The following is a 21190-nucleotide window of genomic DNA, read 5'->3' on the forward strand; positions in this document are numbered from 1 at the left end:
CACTCAGGCCTCGTCCTGCGCGCTGGCGACGTCCTCAGCCGTGATCCGGCGGCCCAGTCGGACCAGCGGCAGACCCGTCTCGTCGTCGAACTCCACCTCGGCGCGCCGGGATCCACCCGCCAGCGCTGCCCTGAGCAGGTCAGCGACCGTTCTGCTCAGGGTCTGCCCCCGGTCCCGGGCGAGCATGGCCGCCGCCCGGTGCAGATCCGCCGGCAGGTCGATGGTCGTACGCATCACTGCATCATAGGCTGCATCAGCTGGGACCAGTCCCCGCACGGGTACCCGTGATGGTGTCAGCCTGCTGTCACGGGTAGTGCCGCGAGCGTGGAACCCGTCGTCCCCCGCGTCACCGTCGTCGTCGCCACCCGCGACCGCCGCGCGTCGCTGCTGCGGTCGCTCGCGCACCTGGACGTCCCCGGCGGTCCACCGGTCGTCGTGGTCGACAACGCCTCGGCCGACGGGACCGCCGCAGCGGTACGGACCGCGCACCCGGGGGTCGAGGTGCTCGAGCTGCCGGTCAACACCGGTGCCGTCGCCCGCACCCACGGCGTCCGCCGGGCGCGCGCGCCCTACGTCGCCTTCGCCGACGACGACTCGTGGTGGGAGCCGGGCGCTCTGGAAGCGGCCGCCGACCTGCTCGACGCCCATCCCCGGGTGGCGGTGGTCGTCGGCCGGGTGCGGATGGCCGCCGACGGGTCGGAGGACCGGGTGACCCGCAAGCACCGGGCGGCGGCGCTGGGCCGTTCCCCCGGCTCCCCAGGACCCGACGTCCTCAGCTTCCCGGCCTTCGCCGCGGTCGTCCGCCGCGAGGCACACCTCGCCGTCGGTGGCTTCTCCCCGCTGCTGTTCTTCGGCGGCGAGGAGCACCTGCTCGCGCTGGACCTGGCCGCCGCCGGCTGGCAGCTGGTCTTCGCCGACGAGCTGCTGGCCTGGCACGACCCGGCCGGCCCCGACCGCCCCAGCGCGCAGCGGTGGGCGCTGCAGACCCGCAACGACGTGCTCGTCGACTGGCTCCGTCGGCCGCTGTCGGTGGCGCTCGCCGCGACCGCACGTCTCGCGACGAGGGCGGTGCGCGACCCTGCCGCGCGTGGGGCGCTGGCCGGACTGCTCAGGAGACTGCCGGCCGCCCTGCGGCAGCGGCGGCCGGTGCCGGCCGAGGTGGCGCGGCGGTTCGCGACGGCTCAGCGACCGCTGGCTCGGTCGACCAGCTGAAGCGTTCCTGTCGGACACGCCCGCACGGCCGCCTCCACCGCACCCACGTCATCCGGCACGGGTCGGCGCACCTGCAGGACCCCGTCAGAAGGTCCGCTCGGACAGATCGACCTCGGCCAGCTGAGGGTGCGGGGCACGGTCGGGCGTCGATGTCATGGCGGCCTCCTGCCGGGCCTGTCCGTGCCGGGTCACCTCACGCTGGAGAGGAGGCTGCGTGAGGGGCAACGCACCGGCCCGTCAGCGGCCCAGCTGCCGGGTGAACCACGCGCGGGCCTCGGCATTGCCTTCCCGCATGCGCCGCTGGGCCGCCGCGATCGGGTCGGCCAGCGTGCCGGACAGTGCGTGTTCCAGGGCGGCGTCCAGCGCGTGCGCGTCGATCTCCCCCGCGGTCAGCGCCAGCGGCCAGCCTAGGGCGGCGGCCTGCGCGCTCACCTTGGCGCCACCGACCACCCCGTCGCAGGCGATGACCGGAACGCCGTGTGCCAGCCCTAGCACCAGCGCGTGCAGCCGCATGCTGACCACCACGTCGGCCCGCCGGACGAGCGCCTCCACCTGCGAGGGGAAGCGGTCGTAGGGCTTTTCATAGAGGTCCATGTCCAGCTCGAACCAGGGCATCGCGCGTGCCCGCAGCCAGTCCTCCAGGACGCCGCGCACCCGGTCGGCCTGGCTGCGCGCGCCGTACTCTTCCTGGGGCGGGGCGAAGGCGACCGCGAGCACCGGGACGTCGGGAGTCGTCGTCCCGCCGGCCAGGTCCGGGCGTGCCATCCCTGGGGCGTCGCGCTCCCAGACCCGGTCGAACAGCGCCCGCCCGGCGTCGGACACGACCGAAACGTTGACCGCCCACCGCTGCGCACCAGCGAAGGCCGCGCTCAGCTGCCGCAGCTCCGGGAGGTCGAACAGCGGGCCGCTGACGAACACCAGGTGGGTGTAGTCGGCCGGGTCGACGTTCCGCCAGTTCGGACCGCGCTGAAAGTAGGGCGCCCACGCCACGTCGTGGTCGATGCCGAGCTCCCGGAGCCAGCCGACGACGACGTCGGCGCCCAGTTCGTCGCCGACGGTGGCGATGAACTCGTCGAAGCTGAACCAACCGGCGACCAGGACGCGCATGCAGTTAGCCTCCCAGCCGCGCCGTCCCCTTCCCGGGGAGGGTCCGCCGGCGGCGGGAACGCACCGGCAGCCGGCCGGGTTGTGCGGGGCGAGTGCCGGGACGAGGCCGCCCGGCAGCACCCCGCAGGAGGATCCCGTGAGCACTCCCGAGACCATCGCCACCCCGGACCCGACCGCGCTGGCCGCCAGCCGAGCGCGCATCCGCGACGCGCACCTCCGCCCGGCCGGCGAGCGCCCGGCCTCCACCGCGCGCGGGCTGCATCACACCGCCCTGATCAGCAGCGACGTCGAGGCGACCATCCGGTTCTACTCCGACGTGCTCGGCTTCCCGCTCACCGAGCTGATCGAGAACCGCGACTACCCGGGGTCCTCGCACTTCTTCTTCGACATCGGCAACGGCAACCTGCTCGCCTTCTTCGACTTCCCCGGGCTGGACGTCGGCCCGTACGCCGAGGTGCTCGGCGGCCTGCACCACGTGGCGATCAGCGTCGAACCCCAACGGTGGGAGGCGCTGGTCGGGAGGCTGACCGACGCCGGCGTCGAGCACGTGCTGCACAGCGGCGTCTCGGTGTACTTCCGCGACCCCGACGGCGCCCGCATCGAGCTCATCGCCGACCCGCTGGGCGAGATGTACGGGGAACACGTGCTCTGATCCGGCGGTTGACTCCCGGCTGAGACGATCACCGCTCGCGCCGAGGAGGTCCCGTGGTCCAACCGCCCCGCCCGGGGCCGCCGATGCGGTTCAGCGTGCCCGCCCTGTCGCCGTCCTCCCGGCTGTACATGGGCACCGAGGCCGGCGGCTCCGCGCTGCTGCTGGTGGGCACGTTGTGCGCACTGACCTGGGCCAACTCACCCTGGTCCGGAGGCTACGAGGCCTTCTGGAGCACGCCGGCGACCATCGGGGTCGGCGACCTCAGCCTGGCCTTGGACCTGCGCCACTGGGTCAACGATGCCGCCATGGCGCTGTTCTTCCTGGTCGTCGGGCTGGAGATCACTCGCGAGGTGGCCACCGGCGAGCTGCGCAACCGCCGCTCGGTGGCCGCCCCGGCACTGGGCGCCATCGGCGGGCTCGCCGTGCCCGCGCTGCTGTACCTGGCGGTCAACCCCTCGGGCCCGGCCAGCAGCGGCTGGGGCATCGTGATGAGCACCGACACCGCCTTCACCCTGGGCGTGCTGGCGCTGTTCGGCCCGCGCTGCCCCGACCGGCTGCGGCTGTTCCTGCTGACCCTGGCCATCGTCGACGACATCGGTGCCATCGGGGTGATGGCGCTGTTCTACACCGACGCCGTCGTCGTGCCGGGGCTGCTCGTCGCCCTCGCGCTGGTCGGCGTCCTGCTGGCGATGCGCTGGATGGGCGTCTGGCGGCTGACCCCCTACGTGTTGGTCGGCGTTGCGTTGTGGCTGGCCGTGCACGAGTCCGGGGTGCACGCCACGCTCGCCGGGGTGGTGCTCGGGCTGGTGCTCCCGGCCCGGCCGCCGTCCGAGCGCGAGATCGCCCGCACCGCCCAGTTCGGCCGGGCGCTGCGCGAGGCCCCCGACGCCCAGCGGGCCCGGCTGACCAACCTGGCGGTGGCGGCCACCGTGCCGGCCAACGCCCGGCTGCAGGAGTCCCTGCACCGCTGGACGGCCTACCTGGTGGTGCCGGTCTTCGGGCTGGCGAACGCCGGCGTGCGGCTGGACGGCGAGACGCTCCGGGCAGCGCTGGGCTCACCGGTGACCCTGGGGGTGCTTGTCGGTCTGGTCGCCGGCAATGCCCTCGGAATCACCGCCGGCACGTTCGTGGCACTGCGCTCGGGATGGGGGGTACTGCCCGGCGGCGTCCGCTGGTCGCACCTGATGGCCGGGGCCACCCTGGCCGGGATCGGGTTCACCATCTCGCTGTTCATCACCGACCTGGCCTTCGACGACGTCCTGCTGCGCGAGCAGGCCAAGATCGGCATCCTCGCCGGGTCACTGACCGCAGCGGTCCTGGGCACCCTGCTGCTGCGCGTCCTCGGCGAGCGGTTCCCGCTGTGCACGCCGGAAGCGGACGCGCCGCGGACGCTGCCGCCCCGGCCCTGGCTCGAGCCCCGCGTCCCCGCCTGAGGCGTCTGACCTGCCGGCCGCGGCCACCGCGCGCTGCAGCGCGCCGAGCTCGGGGCGACCGGAGAAGAGCACGCCGTTGACGAAGAGGGTCGGCGTGCCCGGCACCTCGGCGGCGAGGCCGGCGGCGAAGTCGGCCTCCACCTTGTCCCCGAAGGGCTGGGCCGCCTCCCCCACCAGCCGGTCACCGTCCATCCCCAACTCCTCTCCGTAGGCCCGCAGGTCGGCGTCGGAGAGGTGGTCCTGCCGGTCGAACAGCAGCTCGTGCATCTCCCAGAACGCGCCCTGAGCGGCGGCGGCCTCCGCGGCGAGCGCGGCGGTCAGCGAGTGCGGGTGCACGTCGGGCAGCGGGTAGTTGCGGAACACCAGGCGGATGGCGCCGTCGCTCTCGGCCACCAGGCGGCGTAGCACGGGGGCGGCTGCAGCGCAGTAGGGGCATTCGTAGTCGCCGTACTCCAGCACCGTGACCGGCGCGTCCTGGTCACCCAGGACGTGGTCGTCGACCTGCACGTCCAGGACGCTCACCTCAGTTCTCGGCGGGGGTGTCGACCAGGTCGCGGTACTCGGGGTGCCGCTCGATCCAGTCCCGCACGAACGAGCACACCGGGACGACGCTGCCCCCGGAGGCGCGGACGTCGTCCAGGGCGCCGCGTACCAACCGGCTGCCCAGCCCCGAGTGCTCCGCGCTGTCCTCGACCTCGGTGTGAGTGAACACGACCTGGTCGCCGCGGCGCTGGTAGGCGGCCAGGCCCACGAGGCGGTCGCCGTCCCGGATCTCGTAGCGGCTGCGCTCCGGTGCGTCGGTCACGGTCGGTTCCATGGCGACTCGAACGCCCCGCGCCCGGCCCGCTGTTCCCCGCCGCCGGTCAGAAGACCCGACGAGCCGCCGGTCCGGAGGTGACCGCGAGGGTCGCCGGCCGGGTGAGGCCGCGCTCGGCGCAGGCGCGGAGCACCGCGGCCTCGACATCGGGCACCGCGGACTCGGGCACCAGTGCGATGGCCGAGCCGCCGAACCCGCCGCCGGTCATCCGGGCGCCCAGGGCGCCGGCGGAGGTCGCGGCGGCGACCACGGTGTCCAGCTCCACCGCCGACACCTCGTAGTCGTCGCGGAGCGAGGCGTGCGAGGCGTTCAGCAACGACCCACACTCGGCCACCCGCCCGGCTCGCACCAGGGCCACCAGCTCGTCGACCCGGGCGATCTCGCTGACCACGTGCCGCGCACGGGCCCGCAGCCGCGGGTCGGTCAGCCGGTCGACGTCGGCGAGCGTCGCCTCGCCGAGCAGGCCCACGCCGAGCAGCCGGGCCGCCTCCTCGCAGTCGGCCCGGCGCTTTCCGTACTGCCCGTCGGCCAGCTCGTGCCGCACCCGGGTGTCGATCACCAACAGCTGGAGCCCGGCCTCGGCCAGCCCCAGCGGCACCGGCGCGGTCACGCCGTCCCGGGTGTCGATGAGCAGGGCCGCGCCTTCCACCGCCAGCAGCGCCACGGTCTGGTCCATGCCGCCGGTGGCCGCACCCACGACCTCGTTCTCGGCCCGGATGGCGGCCCCGATCAGCACCCGGCGCAGCGCCGGGTCGTCGGAGCGCCCGGCCAGCTCGGCCGCCGCCAGGGCGACCGCGCACTCCAGCGACGCGGAGCTGGACAGCCCGGCGCCCAGCGGCACGTCACTGGACACCGCGACGTCCATGCCGGGCACCTCGATGCCGGCCTGCTGCAGCGCCCAGAGCACGCCGGCCGCGTAGCCGGCCCAGCCCGACACGCACCCGGGGCCGAGGTCGGTCAGGCGTCCGGTGAACGGCTCGGCGTCGGGGTCGTCGCTGGACAGCTGCACCTGGTCGTCGCCGCGGACGTGCACCGCTGCGGCGGTGACCCGGTCCAGCGCCATGGGCAGGCAGCGCCCGCCGTTGTAGTCGACGTGCTCGCCGATCAGGTTCACCCGGCCGGGCGCCGTCCACACGCCGTCCGGCCCGGCGCGCCAGGCGCGAGCCAGCTCGGCGACGGCCCGGTCCGACTGCCCGGTCACACGCCCACCTCGCGCAGCCGGTCGGCGATCCGCTCCGGCGTCGTGTCGTTGATCCAGGCACCCATCCCGGACTCCGAGCCGGCCAGGTACTTCAGCTTGCCGGGGGCGCGCAGCAACGAGAACAGCTGCAGGTGCAGCCGGCCCAGCTTCCTGTCCTCACCCGTGGGCGCCTGGTGCCAACCGGAGATATAGGGCACCCGGTCGATGCCGGGGTGGAAGCGGTTCACCCGGCGCAGCAGCTCCTGGTAGATCCCGCCGAGCTCGTTCCGCTCGGCGTCGTCCAGAGCGGCCAGGTCGGGCACGTCGCGGTGCGGCGCCAGGTGAACCTCCACCGGCCAGCGGGCGGCCCGCGGCACGTAGGCGGAGAAGTGCTCGCCGCGGAGCACGACCCGGCGCCGCTCGGCCAGCTCGGCGGCCAGCACGTCGGCCAGCAAGTTGCTCCCGGTCGCCGCGCGGTACTGCCGGGCGCGCTCGATCAGCTGCGCCGACCGCGGGGGGACGACGGGGTATGCGTACACCTGCCCGTGCGGGTGGCTCAGCGTCACCCCGATCTCCTCGCCGGAGTTCTCGAAGACGAACACCTCGGCCACGGTCGGATCCGCCGACAGCTCGGCGGTGCGCTGGGCCCACGCCTCGACGATGGTGCGCAGCCGCTCGGCCGGGAGGTCGACCACGGAGGCCTGGTGGTCGCTGGAGAAGACGATGACGTCGCAGTGCCCCGTGGCCGGGCGGTCGGGCGGGCCCAGCACCTCGGGGTGGCCGGCGGAGGCCGGGCCCACGACGAGCGGGGCGTAGCTCGGGAACCGGTTGGCGAACACCACGACGTCGTAGTCGACGTCGGGGACCTCGGTCGGGCGGGCCGGGTCGCGGGTGGCGTCCAGCGGGCAGTCGGCCGCGCTGGGCAGGAAGGTGCGGTTCATCCGGTGCCCGGCGATGGTCACCCACTCACCGGTGAGTACGTCCAGGCGCAACTCGCCGGCGTGCGGCGGCTCGCCGAGCGGCCGGGTGTCAACCGCCTCGTGGACGGGGCCGTCGGTGGCCCGATCGTCGAAGTACCGGATCTCCCGACCGTCGGCCAGCTCCCGCACGGTGACCTGCCCGGGCCAGGGCGACCCGCCGCTCTCGGACTGCATGTGGTCCCTCTCGCCCTCGCTCGCGCCCGACCGCATCCGCGCGATCTGACACCGGACAGACAGAGGGGCCCGGTCACCTTCCGGCGACCGGGCCCCTCTGCGTGGTAGCGGGGACAGGATTTGAACCTGTGACCTCTGGGTTATGAGCCCAGCGAGCTACCGAGCTGCTCCACCCCGCGTCGGTAATCACCACCATACACGGGGCTCTCCAGGCCCACGACCGGCCCCCGGGAGGACCCGTCGCGACCAACTTCAGCGGGGCAAGCCGTCCGCGAGGACGACAACGGCCCCTCACGCTGCGCGTGGGGGCCGGGTCGTACCTGGGCGGACACGTGTCCGCGTAGCGGGGGAACCCGCCGACCGTGCGTCACCGGCGTTTCGCGACGGGGTCAGTGCCCGGTCGGTGAGGCTGCGCGTGGCTACGGCAACGCCGACAACGCATCCGTCAACAACGCGACGAGCGCCTCGTGCTGCACGTCGACCGATGACGACACCTCCTCCTCCGAGCCGTCGAGCGCCCTGGCGGCGAGCCCCGCCTTGCTGTCGATCAGCTCAGCGATCCTGGTGTCGATGGTCTGCGCGGCGATGATGCGCCACGCGGTGACGGGTTCCTTCTGACCGATGCGGTGGCTGCGGTCAATGGCCTGGGTCTGCTCCGCGTCGGTCCAGGAGAGCTCGGCAAGCACGATGTTGGAGGCGACCTGCAGGTTGAGACCCACGCCGGCCGCGGTCAGGGAGCAGACCGCGATGGCGACGTCGGGATCGTTCACGAAGGCGTCGATGTGCCTCTGCCGCGACGCGGGCGTCTGGTCGCCACGGATCGACGAGAAACGGATCCCGTGCCTGGCGAAAGTCTCCTCGGCGACGTCCATCACGTCGACGTGCTTGGCGAAGAAGACCACCTTGCCCGCGCTGCGCGCGAGCTGCGCCGCGTAGTCGGCGGCGAGGCCGGCCTTCGCCTGGCCGATGCGTCGCATCATGCTGAACACGTTCTCGCCGGTCTTCGTCGTGGTCGTGTCTTTCTGCTCCCACCTGGCCACCCTGCGCACGAGGTCATGGTCGATGCCCTCGACGACGGCACCGGACCGGCGGCTCGCGAGCGCGCTCTCGTACCGCGACACCATCCGGCGGGCAAGGTCACGCTCGGCCGCCCGGATCGAACGGCCGGCCTTCTCGTCGAGCTCGACGGGAAGGTCGGCGATGCGGCGGGCGGGGATGTCGGCAGCCACATCGACCTTGCGGCGACGGACGATGCCAAGGTCGACCACGCAACTGCGAGCGGCGGGGTAGAACGCGGGGTCAGCCGGCGTCAGACCTGTCTCGTCGAGCGAATCCATCAGCTCGGCGAGCGGCTTCGTCTCGTCGATCCAGCCGAGGAACTGCCAGATGGCCCGGAAATCCTCGATGTCGTTGATCAGCGGGGTGCCGGTGAGAGCCATCAGCAGGGGACGCGCGATGCGGGACCGGATGCGCTCGGAAAGCTCCCGGACGTGCTGCGAGCGCTGGGAGGCCTTGTTCTTGATGAAGTGCGCCTCGTCGACGACCATGCCGCGGAAGCCGAAGTCGCCGAACCAACCCACATGGCGGTCGAGCACCTCGTAGTTGACGACGACGATGTCGGCGAAGCCGTCGATCGTCTCCCCGTCGCCGTGGATCACGGTGGCCGAGCGGTGGGGTGTCCAGAGACCGGCCTCGCGCGCCCAGTTGGTCTTGACGACGTTCGGTACCACCACGAGCAGCGGGTAGGCATTCGCCGCCTCCGCGGCGAGCAGTGCCTGAGCCGTCTTGCCCAAACCCGGCTCGTCGGCGAGCAGGAAGGTCCGGTGGCCGGCAGCGGCAGCGGCGACCAACTGCGCCTGGTGCGGCATCAGCTCCACGCCACCCGGCGCGTGCCGGGAGGACGGCGCGGGAAGGGCCATGCACGCCGAGTCGCCGCCGCCGGCGCGCTCGAACGAACTGAGGAGCGGGCCGAGCAGCTCCCAACCGGCCAGGCGGCGCGGACGCGCCGTGCTCTGCCGGGCGGACGCGAAGTCGGGGGCGAGGAAAGGGTTGGCCAGCTGTCGTGAGACGACCGACTGCGGCACGACCCGACGCACGGTGGTGGCGGAGGCGGCCGCGGGCTCCGGCGGCGTGGTCTCGTCAGGGGTCGACTCGACACCGACGGCCCCCCGCATGTCCCGCTCGAGCGATCTGGCCGAGTCGGAGACCACGGCGTCCCCGGCGAGGAGCGCGAGGAGCGCGGGGTCGCGCACGGCGGTCTTCGCGAGGATCGTCGCGATCCCGTCGAGGCGCTTGAGCTGCTCGGCCCGGTGGGCGTCGGTGCCGGTCCCCTCCGCCCGGACCCGGGCGTGCTCCTCGCGCAACAGCACTGCGACGCCCTGGAACTTCGCGCGCACTGCGGGCGTCACGGGGCCGCGCCGGACGGCTGCCTCGACCTCACGGACGGTGCGGGCGAGCCCCGAAATGACGTCGCCGCGGTCGCGTCGCTGGTCCCGCGCGGCGGTACGGCGAGTGCCCGTCTGGCACTGGCCTCGTCGAGCCACAGACTCCTCCTCTGCAATGCCCGGCACGGTTGCCGCGGCGGAATGCTGAACACAGTCCCCGGCCGGGCGATGGCTGTCGCGAAGCGAGGGCCTGGGTGGCTACTCCGAGACGCGACTCAGACCCCCGGATCTGCGAGAGATCGACGCGTCGGGCTCCGACAGCCCGCCCATGCGGCAACTACAGCCACCAGTCGATGGCCGAGGCACCAACCACACCGCGCAGTCCTCGCCAGACGAGCGTCGTTTGCCCTGGGGGCGGTGCCGAACCCCATGCTAGCGCCTGTCGGCCCGCGCGAGACTGCGGCGCGACCCGCGGCCCGGACTGTATGCCGATGGATGGTTGCACAATCGGAAACTGCCCTCACAGTCACTGCGAGGCCAATTTCCGATGGTAGCGGGGGCAGGATTTGAACCTGCGACCTCTGGGTTATGAGCCCAGCGAGCTACCGAGCTGCTCCACCCCGCGTCGGTAGTGACCACCATACACGGCCCGCAGCGTCCCGCCCCCCGGCCCCCGCGGTCGGCACCGGCGCCCGTCGCGGGGCACCGGTGTCGGCCGCGCGGTCAGCCCGTCGGCGTGGCCGGCGGTGGCGTCGTCGCCGCGGCGCCCTGTCCGTTGGCCGCCGGGTTGGCCGCCTCGTAGGCCGCGATGGCGGCCTGCAGGTCGGACTGTGCCTGGCCGATCGCTGCGAAGTTGCCGCTCCGCTGGGCGTCGGCGAGCGCGGTCAGCGCCGCGTTGATGTCGGCCACCGCCCGGTCCCGGGCGGACGTGTCCGTCCCGTTCCCGGTGTCCGGCGCCGGCGTCGTCGGGCTGGCGGTTCCGCTCGGCGGCGTCGTCGGGGTCGTGGGTGCCGGCGCCGTCCCGCTGTCGGCGGCGGCGTCACCGGCGCCGTCGCCGAAGACCTGGTCCAGCGCCCCGGCGAACGTGTCGGCGTAGCCGACCCGGTCGCCGTAGTTGACCAGCACCTTCTGCAGCAGTGGGAAGGAGTTCTCCCCGGTGCCGGCCACGTACAGCGGTTCGACGTAGAGCAGCCCGTTGGTGCCGATCGGCAGGGTGAGCAGGTTACCGAACACCGCCTGGGAGCTGGCGCTGTCGAACAGCGTGAGCTGCGTTCTGACCTCGCTGTTGGTGTTGAAGGACTGGAACACCTGGGTCGGCCCACGGAACTGGGTGTTGCCCGGCAACTGCAGTACCTGGATCTCGCCGTAGGTCGACGGGTCGCTGGACACTGCCATGTAGGCCGACAGGTTCTCCCGGTTGAGCGCGTTGAGTGCACTGGTCAGCTGGAAGGTGGCGTTGCCCTCGCTGACCCGCTGGGAGAGCACGTAGTACGGCGGCTGGGAGTCTGCGGTGTTCTCCGTGGGATCGCTGGGGACCTGCCAGAAGTCGTTGGCGTTGTAGAAGTCCTTCGGGTTGTCCACGTGGTACTGGGTGAGCACGTCGCGCTGCAGCTTGAACAGGTCCTCCGGGTAACGGAAGTGGCTGCGCAGCTCGTCGCTGATCGCGCTCGACGGCTTGATCGTGCCCGGGAAGGCCTTCGCGTAGGTCTCCAGCACCGGATCGGGATTGGTGTCGTCGAAGGCGTACAGGTCGACCGTGCCGTCGTAGGCGTCCACGGTGGCCTTCACCGAGTTGCGGACGTAGTTGACCTGGTCGTTGGGCAGGGCAGACGTGCCCGTGCCGGTGAGGGAGTCGTTGGTCGCCTCACCCAGGCTCTGCAGCGAGGAGTACGGATAGGCGTCCGATGTCGTGTAGGCGTCGACGATCCAGACGATCCGGCCCTCCACCACCGCCGGGTAGGGGTCGCCGTCCACCTGCAGGTAGGGCGCGGCCTTCTCCACCCGATCCCGCGGATCACGGACGTAGAGCACCTTGGAGTTGTCGTTGACCGCGCCGGAGAGTAGGAAGTTGCGCTCCCGGTAGTGGATGGCGAACGTCAGCTGCCGGAAGAAGCTGCCGATCGAGACGCCACCATTGCCGTCGTAGGTGTTGTTCACCTGACCCGCGGAACCGCTCTCCGGCTGGTCGAACTCCCGCGGCGAGTCGTTGCCGGCCGCACCGACGACGGAGTACTCGTCCGCCCCGTTCACGTTGAGCAGCTCGCCGTAGTAGACGCGCGACTGGTCGACCGGGATGTTCCCCTGGGTCGGCAGGTCGCCGGTGGTGAAGTTCGGCTCGCCGCCGGCCTCCCCGGAGACGACCTGGTTGGCCGGCGCGGCGACGAACCCGTTGCCGTGGGTGTAGACGGTGTGCTCGTTGATCCAGTTCGTCTGGTTCCCCGACAGCGCGGACGAGTCCAGCTCACGGGCGGCCACCACGTAGTCCTGCGTCGTCCCGTCGGTCGTGTACCGGTCGATGTCCAGCTTCGCCGGGAAGCCGTAGACGTTGCGGATCTGTTGGCGGGCCAGGAACGTCGCCTGCAGGACGTTGGGATCCAGCAGCCGGGCGTTGCGGATCGTCTCGGTGTCGGCGGCGAGGTCGGCCGGCGTCGGCGTGCTGGCCACGTCGGTGCCCGCGTCGGTCCCGGTCTCCTGCCCAGTGCCCGTGTTGGTGCCGTAGTCGACGTACTCGATGTCGGACAGGCCATAGGCGTCGCGGGTGGAGGCGATGGCCCGCTCGATGTAGGCCGCCTCCTTCTGGTCCGCGCTGGGCCGCACGACGAACTGCTGGACGATCGCCGGGTAGGCGACCCCGATGACCAGGCTGGACAGCAGGAGCAGCACCAGGGCGGCGGCCGGCAGCAGGGTGTTGCGGAAGAAGATGTTGGCGAAGAACGCGATGGCGCAGATCGCCGCCACGAACACCAGGATGTTCTTGGCCGGCAGCAGCGCATTGACGTCGGTGTAGGACGCGCCGGTGAAGACGTTGCCCCGACCGGAGTAGACCGTGCCGTACCGGTCCAGCCAGTAGGCGACGGCCTTGAGGGCCACGAACAGCCCCAGCAGTACCGACAGCTGGACCCGGGCGGCGCCGGTGAGCTTCTGCCCCGGCGTCTGCAGGCGCAGTCCGCCGAACACGTAGTGGGTCAGCACCGAGCCGATCAGCGACAGCAGCACGATCGCGAACGCGAAGCCCAGCGCCAACCGGTAGAAGGGGTAGTCGAAGACGAAGAAGGAGATGTCCTTGCCGAACTGCGGGTCGGTCCGCCCGAAGTCGGTGGCGTTGCGGAACGTCAGCCAGGTCTGCCAGCTGCCCTGCGCGGCGAACCCGGCGAACAGGCCCAGCACGACGGCGATCCCGGTGAGCACGACCTTGCGGCGTGGCTCCAGCGACTGCCGGTAACGCTCGAGGTTCTGCTGCTCCAGCGACATCGGGCGGAAGGTCGGGCGGAAGCGGTAGGCCAGGTACACCGCGAGCGCGGTGAGCCCACCGGTGGCGAGCCCGGCGACGGCGAACAGCAGGGCGCGGGTCTGCACCTCGGTCCAGAAGACCTCGGTGTAGTTGGTCTCGTCGAACCACAGGTAGTCGACGTAGACGTTGGTCAGCGTGCCGATGACGGTGGACAGCACCAGCAGGACGGCGACGATGCCGATGAACGACTTCGCGCGCCGCGACAACGCCGGCACCGGCACGGGGGGCCGCATGGCCACGAGCGGTCTCCTCACAGATCAGGGGGTGGCCGGGAGGCCACGGACTACTCGACCGCCACCGGCTCGGCGCCGCAGGCGGCGCAGGACAGGTCAGGCGCCCGGGTCCGACTGCTCAACTGATGCCGGCGGTGGTGGGTTCCCGAGGTCACAAGCACACCACGTCCAGCTGGGGAGCCGGCGTCCCGGCCTCGCGTGCCGTTCAGCAGGGGGCCGGGGTGCGACCGGCGCGCAGGTCGGCCAGCGCGGTGAGCGCGTCGTCCAGCGAGGCGACCTTGGCCATCGGCAGGCCCGGCTGGGCGTTGGCCAGCGCCTCGGCGCAGTTGTCCGCGGGCACCAGGAAGAGCTCGGCGCCCAGTTCCCGAGCGGAGATGAGCTTCAGCGGGATGCCGCCGATCGGTCCCACGTCGCCCTCCCCGGTGATGGTGCCGGTGCCGGCGACCACGACGCCCTCGGTCAGGTCGGTGTCCCCCACCAGGTCCAGGATGCCCAGGGTGAGCATCAGGCCGGCCGAGGGCCCTCCGACGTCGTCGACCCGGATGTCCACGGTGAACGGCGCATCGGGTGATTCGAGCACCAGTACGCCCAGCGCCGACCCCTTTCCGGTCGCGGCCTTCCCGGTGGTCACCGTCGTCGTCCCGGGCTCGCCCAGGCGGATGTAGGCGACCGGCATCGACGTCCCGGGCGGAATGGCCTCGAGCGCCGCGCTGAGTGCGTCGGTGTCGGGCGTCACCGTGCCGCCCACGGACACCAACGCGTCCCCGGCCCGCAGCCGCCCCTCCGACGGGGAGCCGTCGGCCAGCTCCTGGACGACGACCCGCTCGGGGAAGCCCAGCTCGCCCAGGGCCGCCATCCGGGCGGACTGCTCGGAGGTGAGGAACGCCTGCCGGTTCTCCCGCTGGGTCTGCTGCTCGGACTTCCCCGACGGGTAGACCTGTTCGCGGGGGACAACGGTGACCTCGCCGTCGAACCAGCCCTGCACCGCCCCGACCAGGGCCAACGGGCGCTGAGGCACGCCGACGGTGGTCAGGTTCAGGTTGCCCGAGGTGTCATTCCGCTCCCGGCCGTCCAGGGAGATGATCGGGTGCCCGTCGATGTCCCCGAGGGTGTTGAAGGTGGGGCCGGGCACCTGCGCCACGTAGGGCACCGGCAGCAGCGTGCCGACCACCCCGAAGACGAGCAGCAGCGCCGCACCGGTGACCAGGGTGGCGATCCGACGACTCACGACGGGCGAGAGTAGGTGACCAGCCTGGGACTCCGCTCGGGCCGCGTCCACACCAGCCCCGGTGAGGGGCTCCCACGATCCGCTCTGGGCGTACGCGGGGGGCCCGCGGTTCCCGGGTCCAGGACCCCGGGCGCGGTTACGGTGGGGCCATGAGCGATCAACCGCCGTTTGGCTTCGGGCTCCCCGACCGTGACCCCGAGCGCTCCGGCGGCTCGGGGGGCTCCGGCGGCGGCACACCCGGTGACCCCTTCGGGCTCGGTGCCCTCTTCGGCGGCGCCGGCTTCGGCGGGCCAGGGGGCGGCTCCCCCGAGGACCTGCTGGGCAAGATGCCGCTGTTTGCCGAGCTGCAGAAGCTGATGACCTGGTCGGGGGGGCCCGTGAACTGGGACCTCGCGCGTCAGGGGGCGATCAGCCAGCTCGCCCCCGGCCACCAGCCGACGTCCGAGGCGGAGCGGGCGGCCGTCGCCGAGGCACTGCGGCTGGCCGACCTGTGGCTGGACGAGGCGACCGAGCTCCCCTCCGGGATGGACCGCGGCCTCGCCTGGTCCCGGGTCGAGTGGGTTGAGCAGACGCTGCCCGCCTGGGGCGCGCTGATCGACCCGCTCGCCGAGCGGGTCGTCTCGGCGATGACCAGCGCCCTCCCGGCGGAGGCGGCGCAGATGGCCGGCCCGCTGGCCGGCGTGATGGGCCAGATGGGCGGCGTCATGTTCGGCGCCCAGGTCGGCCAGGCGCTGGGCAAGCTCGCCGACGAGGTACTCACCAGCACCGACGTCGGCCTGCCGCTGGGCCCGACCGGCGCCGGTGTGCTGGTGCCGCAGAACGTGGCCGCCTTCGGTGCCGGGCTGGATCGACCCCAGGACGAGGTGCGGCTGTTCCTCGCGCTGCGCGAGGCCGCGCACCAGCGGCTGTTCGCCCACGTCCCGTGGCTGCGCCAGCAGCTCACCGACGCGGTGCACGCCTACGCCCGGGGCATCCACGTCGACCCGGAGGCCATTCAGCGCGGGCTGGACGAGGCGATGAGCGGCATGGAGGGCGGCGTCGACCCCAGCGACCCGGAGAGCATCCAGCGCCTCCTGGGCAGCGGGCTGCTCGAGCCGGAGGAGACGGCCGAGCAGCACATGGCGCTGCGCCGGCTGGAGACCCTGCTCGCCCTGGTCGAGGGCTGGGTGGACAGCGTGGTGTCGGCCGCGGCGGGGCCGCGGCTGCCCGGGCACGGGGCGCTCGCCGAGACCATGCGCCGGCGGCGGGCCTCGGGTGGTCCGGCCGAGCAGACGTTCGCCACGCTGGTCGGCCTGGAGCTGCGGCCACGCAGGCTGCGGGACGCCAGCACCGTGTGGGGCGCGATGGCCCAGCAGCACAGCACCGCCGCTCGCGACCGGCTGTGGTCCCACCCGGACCTGCTCCCGACCTCCGACGACCTCGACGAGCCGCTGGACTTCGTGGCCCGCCAGGGCGGCAGCGACGAGTTCTCCGAGCTGACCGTGCACCTCACCGACCAGCCGGACAGCGAACCCGGCACCGGGGACGACGCCGGGCCGGACGCCGGCAGGGCCAACGAGGACCCTCCCCACAGCTGAGCCGGGACCGGGGCGCTCAGTCGGGCTCGCCCGGCTCCTCCACGTCGTCGGCGGGCCCGTCGCCGGGGACGGCGCCGTGCGGCGTGTCGGGCCGGGCGAACTCGACGCCCTCGAGGAAGCCAAGCGCCCGCTCGGCCTGCGGATAGGCGTGCACCAGCGCCCAGAACCGCTCGTCGTGGCTGGCCTCGAGCAGGTGGGCCAGTTCATGCACCAGCACGTAGTCCACGACGAACTCCGGCATGCCGCGCAGCCGGCTGGACAGCCGGATCGTCCGGTCGCTGGGCGTGCACGAGCCCCAACGGCGGTGCTGGTTGTCCACCCACCGCACGCTGGCCGGCACCGCCCGGCCGGCGAAGAAAGTGTCCGACACCGTGGTCGCCCGGGTCATCAGCTCGCCGTCCGAGGCGAGGTTGCGGTGCCGCCGCTCCTCGCGGGTCTGCAGCTTGGCGACCATCTGGTCGACCCAGCGGCGCTCCTCGGCGGCGCTGAAGGCCGCAGGGATCAGCACGATGGTGCGACCGTTCTCGCGGTAGGCGGTGACGGTGCGCCGGCGCCGCGCGCTGCGCCGCACCTCCACGGCCTCGCGGAGGCCCGGGGCAGACGCCGTCCGGGACCGGGCGGCGGGGACGGCGGACACCCCGGTCGGTCGGCGGTCGGGTCGCTGCTCCACGCACGCACGGTAACGGGCGACCGCGCCCCCGCCCACCCGAGGACACCCGGTCGTGGACAGGTGCACACGGACAGTGGAACGACGCGCGCCGGGGTCCCCCGACCGGTGGACCGTCCACAGCCGCCGTGGGGAGGTCGGCGCAGGTGGAGGCCGGGTGAGGCGCTACCGGCGGGCGCCGCCGGGCCTTCTCTCCCGGGGCGGTGCACAGGGACACACCGACAGGTCCCCACGGTGTCCACACCGCTGTCCACAGCTTGTGGGAACCGGTCCTGGACGGTCCGCACCTGGGTCGTCCAGACCGGCCTGTGGACGGCGCCCCGTCCGGACCGGTCCGTCCTGGCACCCTGCCAACGGTGACCGAGAGCCCGCACCCGCTGCTGCCGCCCGCCACCCCGGTCCTGCGCCTGGACGGCCGGACGCTGCAGGTGGGCGGGGTCGACGGGCGCAGCGGCGTCCGCGTGCACCCGGCCGGGCCGGACGTGGGGCAGCTGCTCGCCGGGCTGGACGGCCGGCGCAGCGAGCGGGCGGTGCGCGCCCAGGCCACCGCCGAGGGCGTGCCCGCCGGCGTGGTCGACGACCTGCTGGCCGGGCTCCGGGCCGGAGGGCTGCTCTCCGACCTGGCGGCCGCCGACCTGCTCGCCACCGACCCCGGCCCGGCCGCCGCGGCCCGGGCCTCGACCGAGCTGCCCGCGGCGGCGACCGGTCCCGGCGGCGCCGGACGCTGGCACGCCCGCCGGCTGAGCGCCGTGGTCATCGACGGGGCCACCCGCGTTGGCGCACCGCTGGCCGCGGTGCTCGCGGCCAGCGGCGTCGGCCGGGTGCACGTCCGCGACCGCGGAGCAGCCACCGCTGCCGACGCGGTGGTCGGCGGGGTGAGCGCCGCCGACGAGGGCCGGCCGCGGGCGCTGGCCGCCGCGGACGCCGTGCGCCGCGCCAACCCGCTCACCGACCTGCGCCCGCTGCCGACCGACCAGGCACCGGACCTGGTCGTGCTCTGCCGGCCGTGGGCTGCGGTCGACCCACTGCACGTGTCACTGCACCGCGACGGCGTCCCCCACCTGGTGGCCACCGTGCGCGGTGAGACCGGCGTCGTGGGGCCGCTGGTGCTGCCTGGCACGACCAGTTGCCTGCGCTGCGCCGACGCCCACCGCCGGGACGACGACCCGGCCTGGCCGCGGCTGGCCGCCCAGCTGGCCGCCGCGGACCCGGTGCCCAGCGGCTCGACCGTCACCTGCCTGCTGACCGCGGCGACCGCGGCGGTCCAGGTGCTCGCCCACCTCGACGGCGCCGCGGCGCCGGCGGTGCTGGAGGCGACCCTGGAGCTGCGCCTTCCCGGCCCGCTGCCGGTGCTCCGCCGCTGGCCAGCGCACCCCGCGTGCCCGTGCGGTGCGGCCGCTGCCCGCATGGCAGGCCGGCAGAGGGGACAATGTCCTCGTGAGTGACACCGGTCGGGACATCCCCCGGGGGGCGGCGTCCCGGACGGCGAGGCTGGCTTCCCTCCCGCTCGGGGCTGCGGGACGAGCCACCCTCGGCATCGGCAAGCGACTGTCGGGTCGCCCGGCGGAGGAGGTCAATGCCGAGCTGCAGCAACGGACGGCCGAACAGCTGTTCGCCGTGCTGGGACAGCTCAAGGGCGGGGCGATGAAGCTCGGGCAGACGCTGTCGGTCTTCGAGGCCGCGGTGCCCGAGGAAGTCGCCGGGCCCTACCGCGAGGCGCTGACCAAGCTGCAGGAGGCGGCGCCGCCGATGCCGGTCCGCACTGTGCACGCGGTGCTGGCCCAGCAGCTCGGCGGTCGGTGGCGCGAGCGGTTCCGTGAGTTCGACGACGCCCCGGCCGCGGCAGCCAGCATCGGCCAGGTACACCGGGCGACCTGGCACGACGGCCGGGACGTCGCGGTGAAGATCCAGTACCCGGGCGCCGGCACCGCGCTGATGGCCGACCTCAACCAACTGGCCCGGTTCGCCCGACTGTTCGCCGCGCTGTTCCCCGGCATGGAGGTCAAGCCGCTGATCGCCGAGCTCAAGGCGCGGGTGGTCGAGGAGCTCGACTACGTCCTGGAGGCCGACTCCCAGCGGGCCTTCGCCGCCGCCTACGCCGACGACGACCAGATCGTCGTACCGCGGGTGGTGGCCAGCGCGCCGAAGGTGATCGTCTCGGAGTGGCTGGACGGCATCCCGCTGTCCCGGATCATCGCCGCCGGCACCCAGGAACAGCGCGACCGCGCCGGGCTGCTGATGGCGGTGCTGCACTTCTCCGGCCCCGAGCGGGCCGGGCTGCTGCACGCCGACCCGCATCCGGGCAACTTCCGGCTGGTCCCCGACGGCCGGCTCGGCGTCATCGACTTCGGCGCGACCGCGCGGCTGCCCGACGGGCACCCCGAGCCGATCGGCCGGTTGGTGCGCTGGGCGCTGGAGGGCCGCGCCGAGGACGTGCTCGCCGACCTCCGCGCGGAGGGATTCGTCCGGCCCTCCATCGAGGTCGACGCCCAAGGGGTCCTCGACTACCTGCTGCCGCTGCTGGCCCCGGTCGCCGCGCCGACCTTCCAGTTCAACCGGGCCTGGATGCAGGAGCAGGCCGTGCGGATCGGCGACCCGCGCAGCGACGCCAGCCGGCTGGGCCGCCAGCTGAACCTGCCGCCGGCCTACCTGCTCATCCATCGGGTGACCATCGGATCGATCGGCGTGCTGTGCCAGCTCGACGCTCGGGCCCCCTACCGGGGTGTGTGCGAGGAGTGGCTGCCCGGCTTCGCCGGCTGAGCTGTGTCGTCTGTCATCCTCCGGACGACACCCCGGCCAGCAGCCGTCCCTGACGCGCGCTGAGCCGCTACCTGCATCCCGGCCGGGACCCTCCGGGTCCGCGACCGGGATGCACAGCGGCTGACGCCGCGAACGACGGCCGTCCCCGGCTGGGACAGCGCCGCGATGTGGGTACTCCCCCTGCTCCTCACCAGACCGCGTCGCTGGCCCGGGCGGCCCGTCGCGACGCGCGCTCGGCCCGGCGGGCCCAGCGACGCGCGGCGATCAGCCGACGGGCCCGCGCAGCGGTGTCCGCCTGCGCCTGGAGTTCCCGCATGTGGGTGCGGGCCAGGTCGTGCTCGATCAGGTTCATCTCTCGTCCTCTGTACGGGGCGCCGTACCACGGCGCCGCTGTGGTGGTGTTGGTGCCTTGCTCGAGCGCGTGCGGGTCCGGGGCGGTCACGCCGCTGCCTCGGCGGTGACCTTCCGGGGGCGGCCCCGCGGCCGCTTGCGGGCGATCACGGCGCCGCGGTCGAAGATCTCCCCACCCCAGACGCCCCAGGGCTCGGCCCGGTCCAGCGCGCCGGCCAGGCAGGCGCTCCGAACCGGGCACTCGATGCACAGCGTCTTGGCGTGCTCGAGCTGGGCGGGGCTCTCCGCGAACCACAGGTCCGGGTCCTCGACCCGGCAGGGCAGCGCCCGTCGGGCCGGCGCCGGCTGGAGCTCCCCCGTGGACGCGTGCGTGCGGTCGAGTGCGGGCCGGCGCTGGGACGCCGGTCGCTCGATCGTGTGCTGCACGGCCGCTCCTCCTCTTCTTCCTCGGTTGCGACCGGTCGACGGGGGCCCCGCCGACCGGAAGTCGGGTGGAGTCCGCGGCGGACGAGGAAAGACGAAGGCCGCGGATCCCGGTGTCCGGGTTCCGCGGCCTCGAGGAGGACCAGCTGAGCTGCTAGCTCAGTGGGTCCCTCGGGGGCAGGTCACCCGGGGTGCAGCTGGTGGTGCGGTGCGCGTTACAGCCCTGGTAGCCGTCCAGAACGACGACGCCGATCTCCTGCTCGAAGGAGATGCCGGCGGAGTCGGTGCTGGTGATGTCGAGGGCATCGGCCGGGACCCGGGGGCGGAGGGTGGTCGTGCCGGCGAAGGGCAGGCCGGTCCCGTCCAACGGAGCGGCGGACGACGGTGCCGTGCGGACGACCCCGCGCGGGGACGGGCACACGACGACAGCCGGCGTCGGGGCCGCGCCCGCCGCACCGGTCATGGTGATGTCGGTGCTGCTCATGGGGTCCCCTCCTTCCG

The 21190-nt window shown here is 73.3% G+C and carries 18 protein-coding genes, 2 tRNA genes and 1 pseudogene; 6 read left to right on the forward strand and 15 right to left on the reverse strand.

The features are described from left to right. Positions 1 to 3: 3 nt before the first annotated feature. A complete protein-coding gene (locus tag BLW04_RS00310; protein WP_091535895.1) occupies positions 4 to 234 on the reverse strand; it encodes an antitoxin in 231 nt (76 codons plus the stop codon). 90 nt (positions 235 to 324) lie between these two features. Here BLW04_RS00310 and BLW04_RS00315 point away from each other — a divergent pair, with 90 nt between their 5' ends. Further along, positions 325 to 1212 (forward strand): glycosyltransferase family 2 protein, encoded by an 888-nt coding sequence (locus BLW04_RS00315; RefSeq protein WP_091535898.1) that lies wholly within the window; start codon positions 325 to 327, stop codon positions 1210 to 1212. A gap of 237 nt (positions 1213 to 1449) precedes the next feature. On the opposite strand, the gene BLW04_RS00320 is transcribed toward BLW04_RS00315, so the two are convergent. After that, positions 1450 to 2319: a polysaccharide pyruvyl transferase family protein gene (locus BLW04_RS00320; protein ID WP_091535901.1), complete on the reverse strand. Its 870-nt coding sequence runs from the start codon at positions 2317 to 2319 to the stop codon at positions 1450 to 1452. 136 nt (positions 2320 to 2455) lie between these two features. Between BLW04_RS00320 and BLW04_RS00325 the strand changes: the two genes are divergently transcribed. Further along, positions 2456 to 2971 (forward strand): VOC family protein, encoded by a 516-nt coding sequence (locus tag BLW04_RS00325; RefSeq protein ID WP_254780903.1) that lies wholly within the window; start codon positions 2456 to 2458, stop codon positions 2969 to 2971. A 128-nt stretch (positions 2972 to 3099) separates the two neighbouring features. Beyond that, positions 3100 to 4245: pseudogene (gene nhaA / locus BLW04_RS00330) on the forward strand (Na+/H+ antiporter NhaA); the annotation flags it as partial. 24 nt (positions 4246 to 4269) lie between these two features. Here the strand turns inward: nhaA and BLW04_RS27935 are convergent. From BLW04_RS27935 to BLW04_RS00375, 9 genes are all read right to left on the reverse strand, one after another. Then, positions 4270 to 4926, reverse strand: a complete 657-nt coding sequence (locus BLW04_RS27935) for a DsbA family protein (protein WP_254780904.1) — start codon at positions 4924 to 4926, stop codon at positions 4270 to 4272. A 1-nt stretch (position 4927) separates the two neighbouring features. Next, positions 4928 to 5209, reverse strand: coding sequence for a GNAT family N-acetyltransferase (locus BLW04_RS00340; protein WP_254780905.1), 282 nt, complete (start codon positions 5207 to 5209; stop codon positions 4928 to 4930). Positions 5210 to 5267: 58 nt separating this feature from the next. Continuing rightward, the gene (galK, locus tag BLW04_RS00345; protein WP_217630775.1) at positions 5268 to 6422 is read right to left on the reverse strand and encodes a galactokinase; all 1155 of its coding nucleotides are present in this window, start codon (positions 6420 to 6422) and stop codon (positions 5268 to 5270) included. Then, complete coding sequence (gene galT, locus BLW04_RS00350; RefSeq protein ID WP_091535912.1) at positions 6419 to 7555, reverse strand: galactose-1-phosphate uridylyltransferase; 1137 nt, start codon at positions 7553 to 7555, stop codon at positions 6419 to 6421. Before galT ends, galK begins: the two co-directional genes overlap by 4 nt. A 102-nt stretch (positions 7556 to 7657) precedes the next feature. Further along, positions 7658 to 7734, reverse strand: a tRNA-Met gene (locus tag BLW04_RS00355). 240 nt (positions 7735 to 7974) lie between these two features. Continuing rightward, positions 7975 to 9951, reverse strand: coding sequence for a DEAD/DEAH box helicase (locus BLW04_RS00360; protein WP_254780906.1), 1977 nt, complete (start codon positions 9949 to 9951; stop codon positions 7975 to 7977). 536 nt (positions 9952 to 10487) lie between these two features. Further along, positions 10488 to 10564, reverse strand: a tRNA-Met gene (locus BLW04_RS00365). A 98-nt stretch (positions 10565 to 10662) separates the two neighbouring features. Then, positions 10663 to 13683 (reverse strand): UPF0182 family membrane protein, encoded by a 3021-nt coding sequence (locus tag BLW04_RS00370; RefSeq protein WP_254780956.1) that lies wholly within the window; start codon positions 13681 to 13683, stop codon positions 10663 to 10665. A 205-nt stretch (positions 13684 to 13888) separates the two neighbouring features. Further along, a complete protein-coding gene (locus tag BLW04_RS00375) occupies positions 13889 to 14911 on the reverse strand; it encodes a YlbL family protein (protein WP_091535921.1) in 1023 nt (340 codons plus the stop codon). A gap of 149 nt (positions 14912 to 15060) precedes the next feature. Between BLW04_RS00375 and BLW04_RS00380 the strand changes: the two genes are divergently transcribed. Then, a complete protein-coding gene (locus tag BLW04_RS00380) occupies positions 15061 to 16488 on the forward strand; it encodes a zinc-dependent metalloprotease (protein ID WP_091535924.1) in 1428 nt (475 codons plus the stop codon). A 16-nt stretch (positions 16489 to 16504) separates the two neighbouring features. Here the strand turns inward: BLW04_RS00380 and BLW04_RS00385 are convergent, their stop codons facing one another. Then, positions 16505 to 17158, reverse strand: coding sequence for a M48 metallopeptidase family protein (locus BLW04_RS00385; protein WP_254780907.1), 654 nt, complete (start codon positions 17156 to 17158; stop codon positions 16505 to 16507). Positions 17159 to 17511: 353 nt separating this feature from the next. On the opposite strand from BLW04_RS00385, the gene BLW04_RS00390 reads away from it, so the two are divergent. Next, the gene (locus BLW04_RS00390; RefSeq protein ID WP_091536737.1) at positions 17512 to 18600 is read left to right on the forward strand and encodes a ThiF family adenylyltransferase; all 1089 of its coding nucleotides are present in this window, start codon (positions 17512 to 17514) and stop codon (positions 18598 to 18600) included. Continuing rightward, positions 18593 to 19915 carry an ABC1 kinase family protein gene (locus BLW04_RS00395; protein ID WP_091535928.1) on the forward strand — a complete coding sequence of 441 codons (1323 nt, stop codon included), beginning with the start codon at positions 18593 to 18595 and terminating at the stop codon, positions 19913 to 19915. The genes BLW04_RS00390 and BLW04_RS00395 overlap by 8 nt, the downstream gene beginning before the upstream one ends. 187 nt (positions 19916 to 20102) lie before the next feature. Here BLW04_RS00395 and BLW04_RS26450 read toward each other — a convergent pair whose 3' ends face one another. From BLW04_RS26450 to BLW04_RS00405, 3 genes are all read right to left on the reverse strand, one after another. Continuing rightward, positions 20103 to 20267, reverse strand: a complete 165-nt coding sequence (locus tag BLW04_RS26450; protein WP_175483841.1) for a hypothetical protein — start codon at positions 20265 to 20267, stop codon at positions 20103 to 20105. Positions 20268 to 20353: 86 nt separating this feature from the next. Next, complete coding sequence (locus tag BLW04_RS00400) at positions 20354 to 20692, reverse strand: WhiB family transcriptional regulator (RefSeq protein WP_091535932.1); 339 nt, start codon at positions 20690 to 20692, stop codon at positions 20354 to 20356. Between the two features lie 151 nt (positions 20693 to 20843). Then, complete coding sequence (locus BLW04_RS00405; protein WP_091535936.1) at positions 20844 to 21173, reverse strand: hypothetical protein; 330 nt, start codon at positions 21171 to 21173, stop codon at positions 20844 to 20846. Between the last annotated feature and the right edge of the window lie 17 nt (positions 21174 to 21190).

It is taken from the genome of Modestobacter sp. DSM 44400 (assembly GCF_900107175.1).
Taxonomy (GTDB): domain Bacteria; phylum Actinomycetota; class Actinomycetes; order Mycobacteriales; family Geodermatophilaceae; genus Modestobacter.

Bases quoted from the DNA above. Each gene is read 5' to 3' on its own strand.
- galT (WP_091535912.1), bottom strand. From the start codon at position 7,555: ATGCAGTCCGAGAGCGGCGGGTCGCCCTGGCCCGGGCAGGTCACCGTG.
- BLW04_RS00405 (WP_091535936.1), bottom strand. From the start codon at position 21,173: ATGAGCAGCACCGACATCACCATGACCGGTGCGGCGGGCGCGGCCCCG.
- BLW04_RS00380 (WP_091535924.1), top strand. From the start codon at position 15,061: ATGAGCGATCAACCGCCGTTTGGCTTCGGGCTCCCCGACCGTGACCCC.
- BLW04_RS00320 (WP_091535901.1), bottom strand. From the start codon at position 2,319: ATGCGCGTCCTGGTCGCCGGTTGGTTCAGCTTCGACGAGTTCATCGCC.
- BLW04_RS00310 (WP_091535895.1), bottom strand. From the start codon at position 234: ATGCGTACGACCATCGACCTGCCGGCGGATCTGCACCGGGCGGCGGCC.
- BLW04_RS00370 (WP_254780956.1), bottom strand. From the start codon at position 13,683: ATGCGGCCCCCCGTGCCGGTGCCGGCGTTGTCGCGGCGCGCGAAGTCG.
- BLW04_RS26450 (WP_175483841.1), bottom strand. From the start codon at position 20,267: ATGAACCTGATCGAGCACGACCTGGCCCGCACCCACATGCGGGAACTC.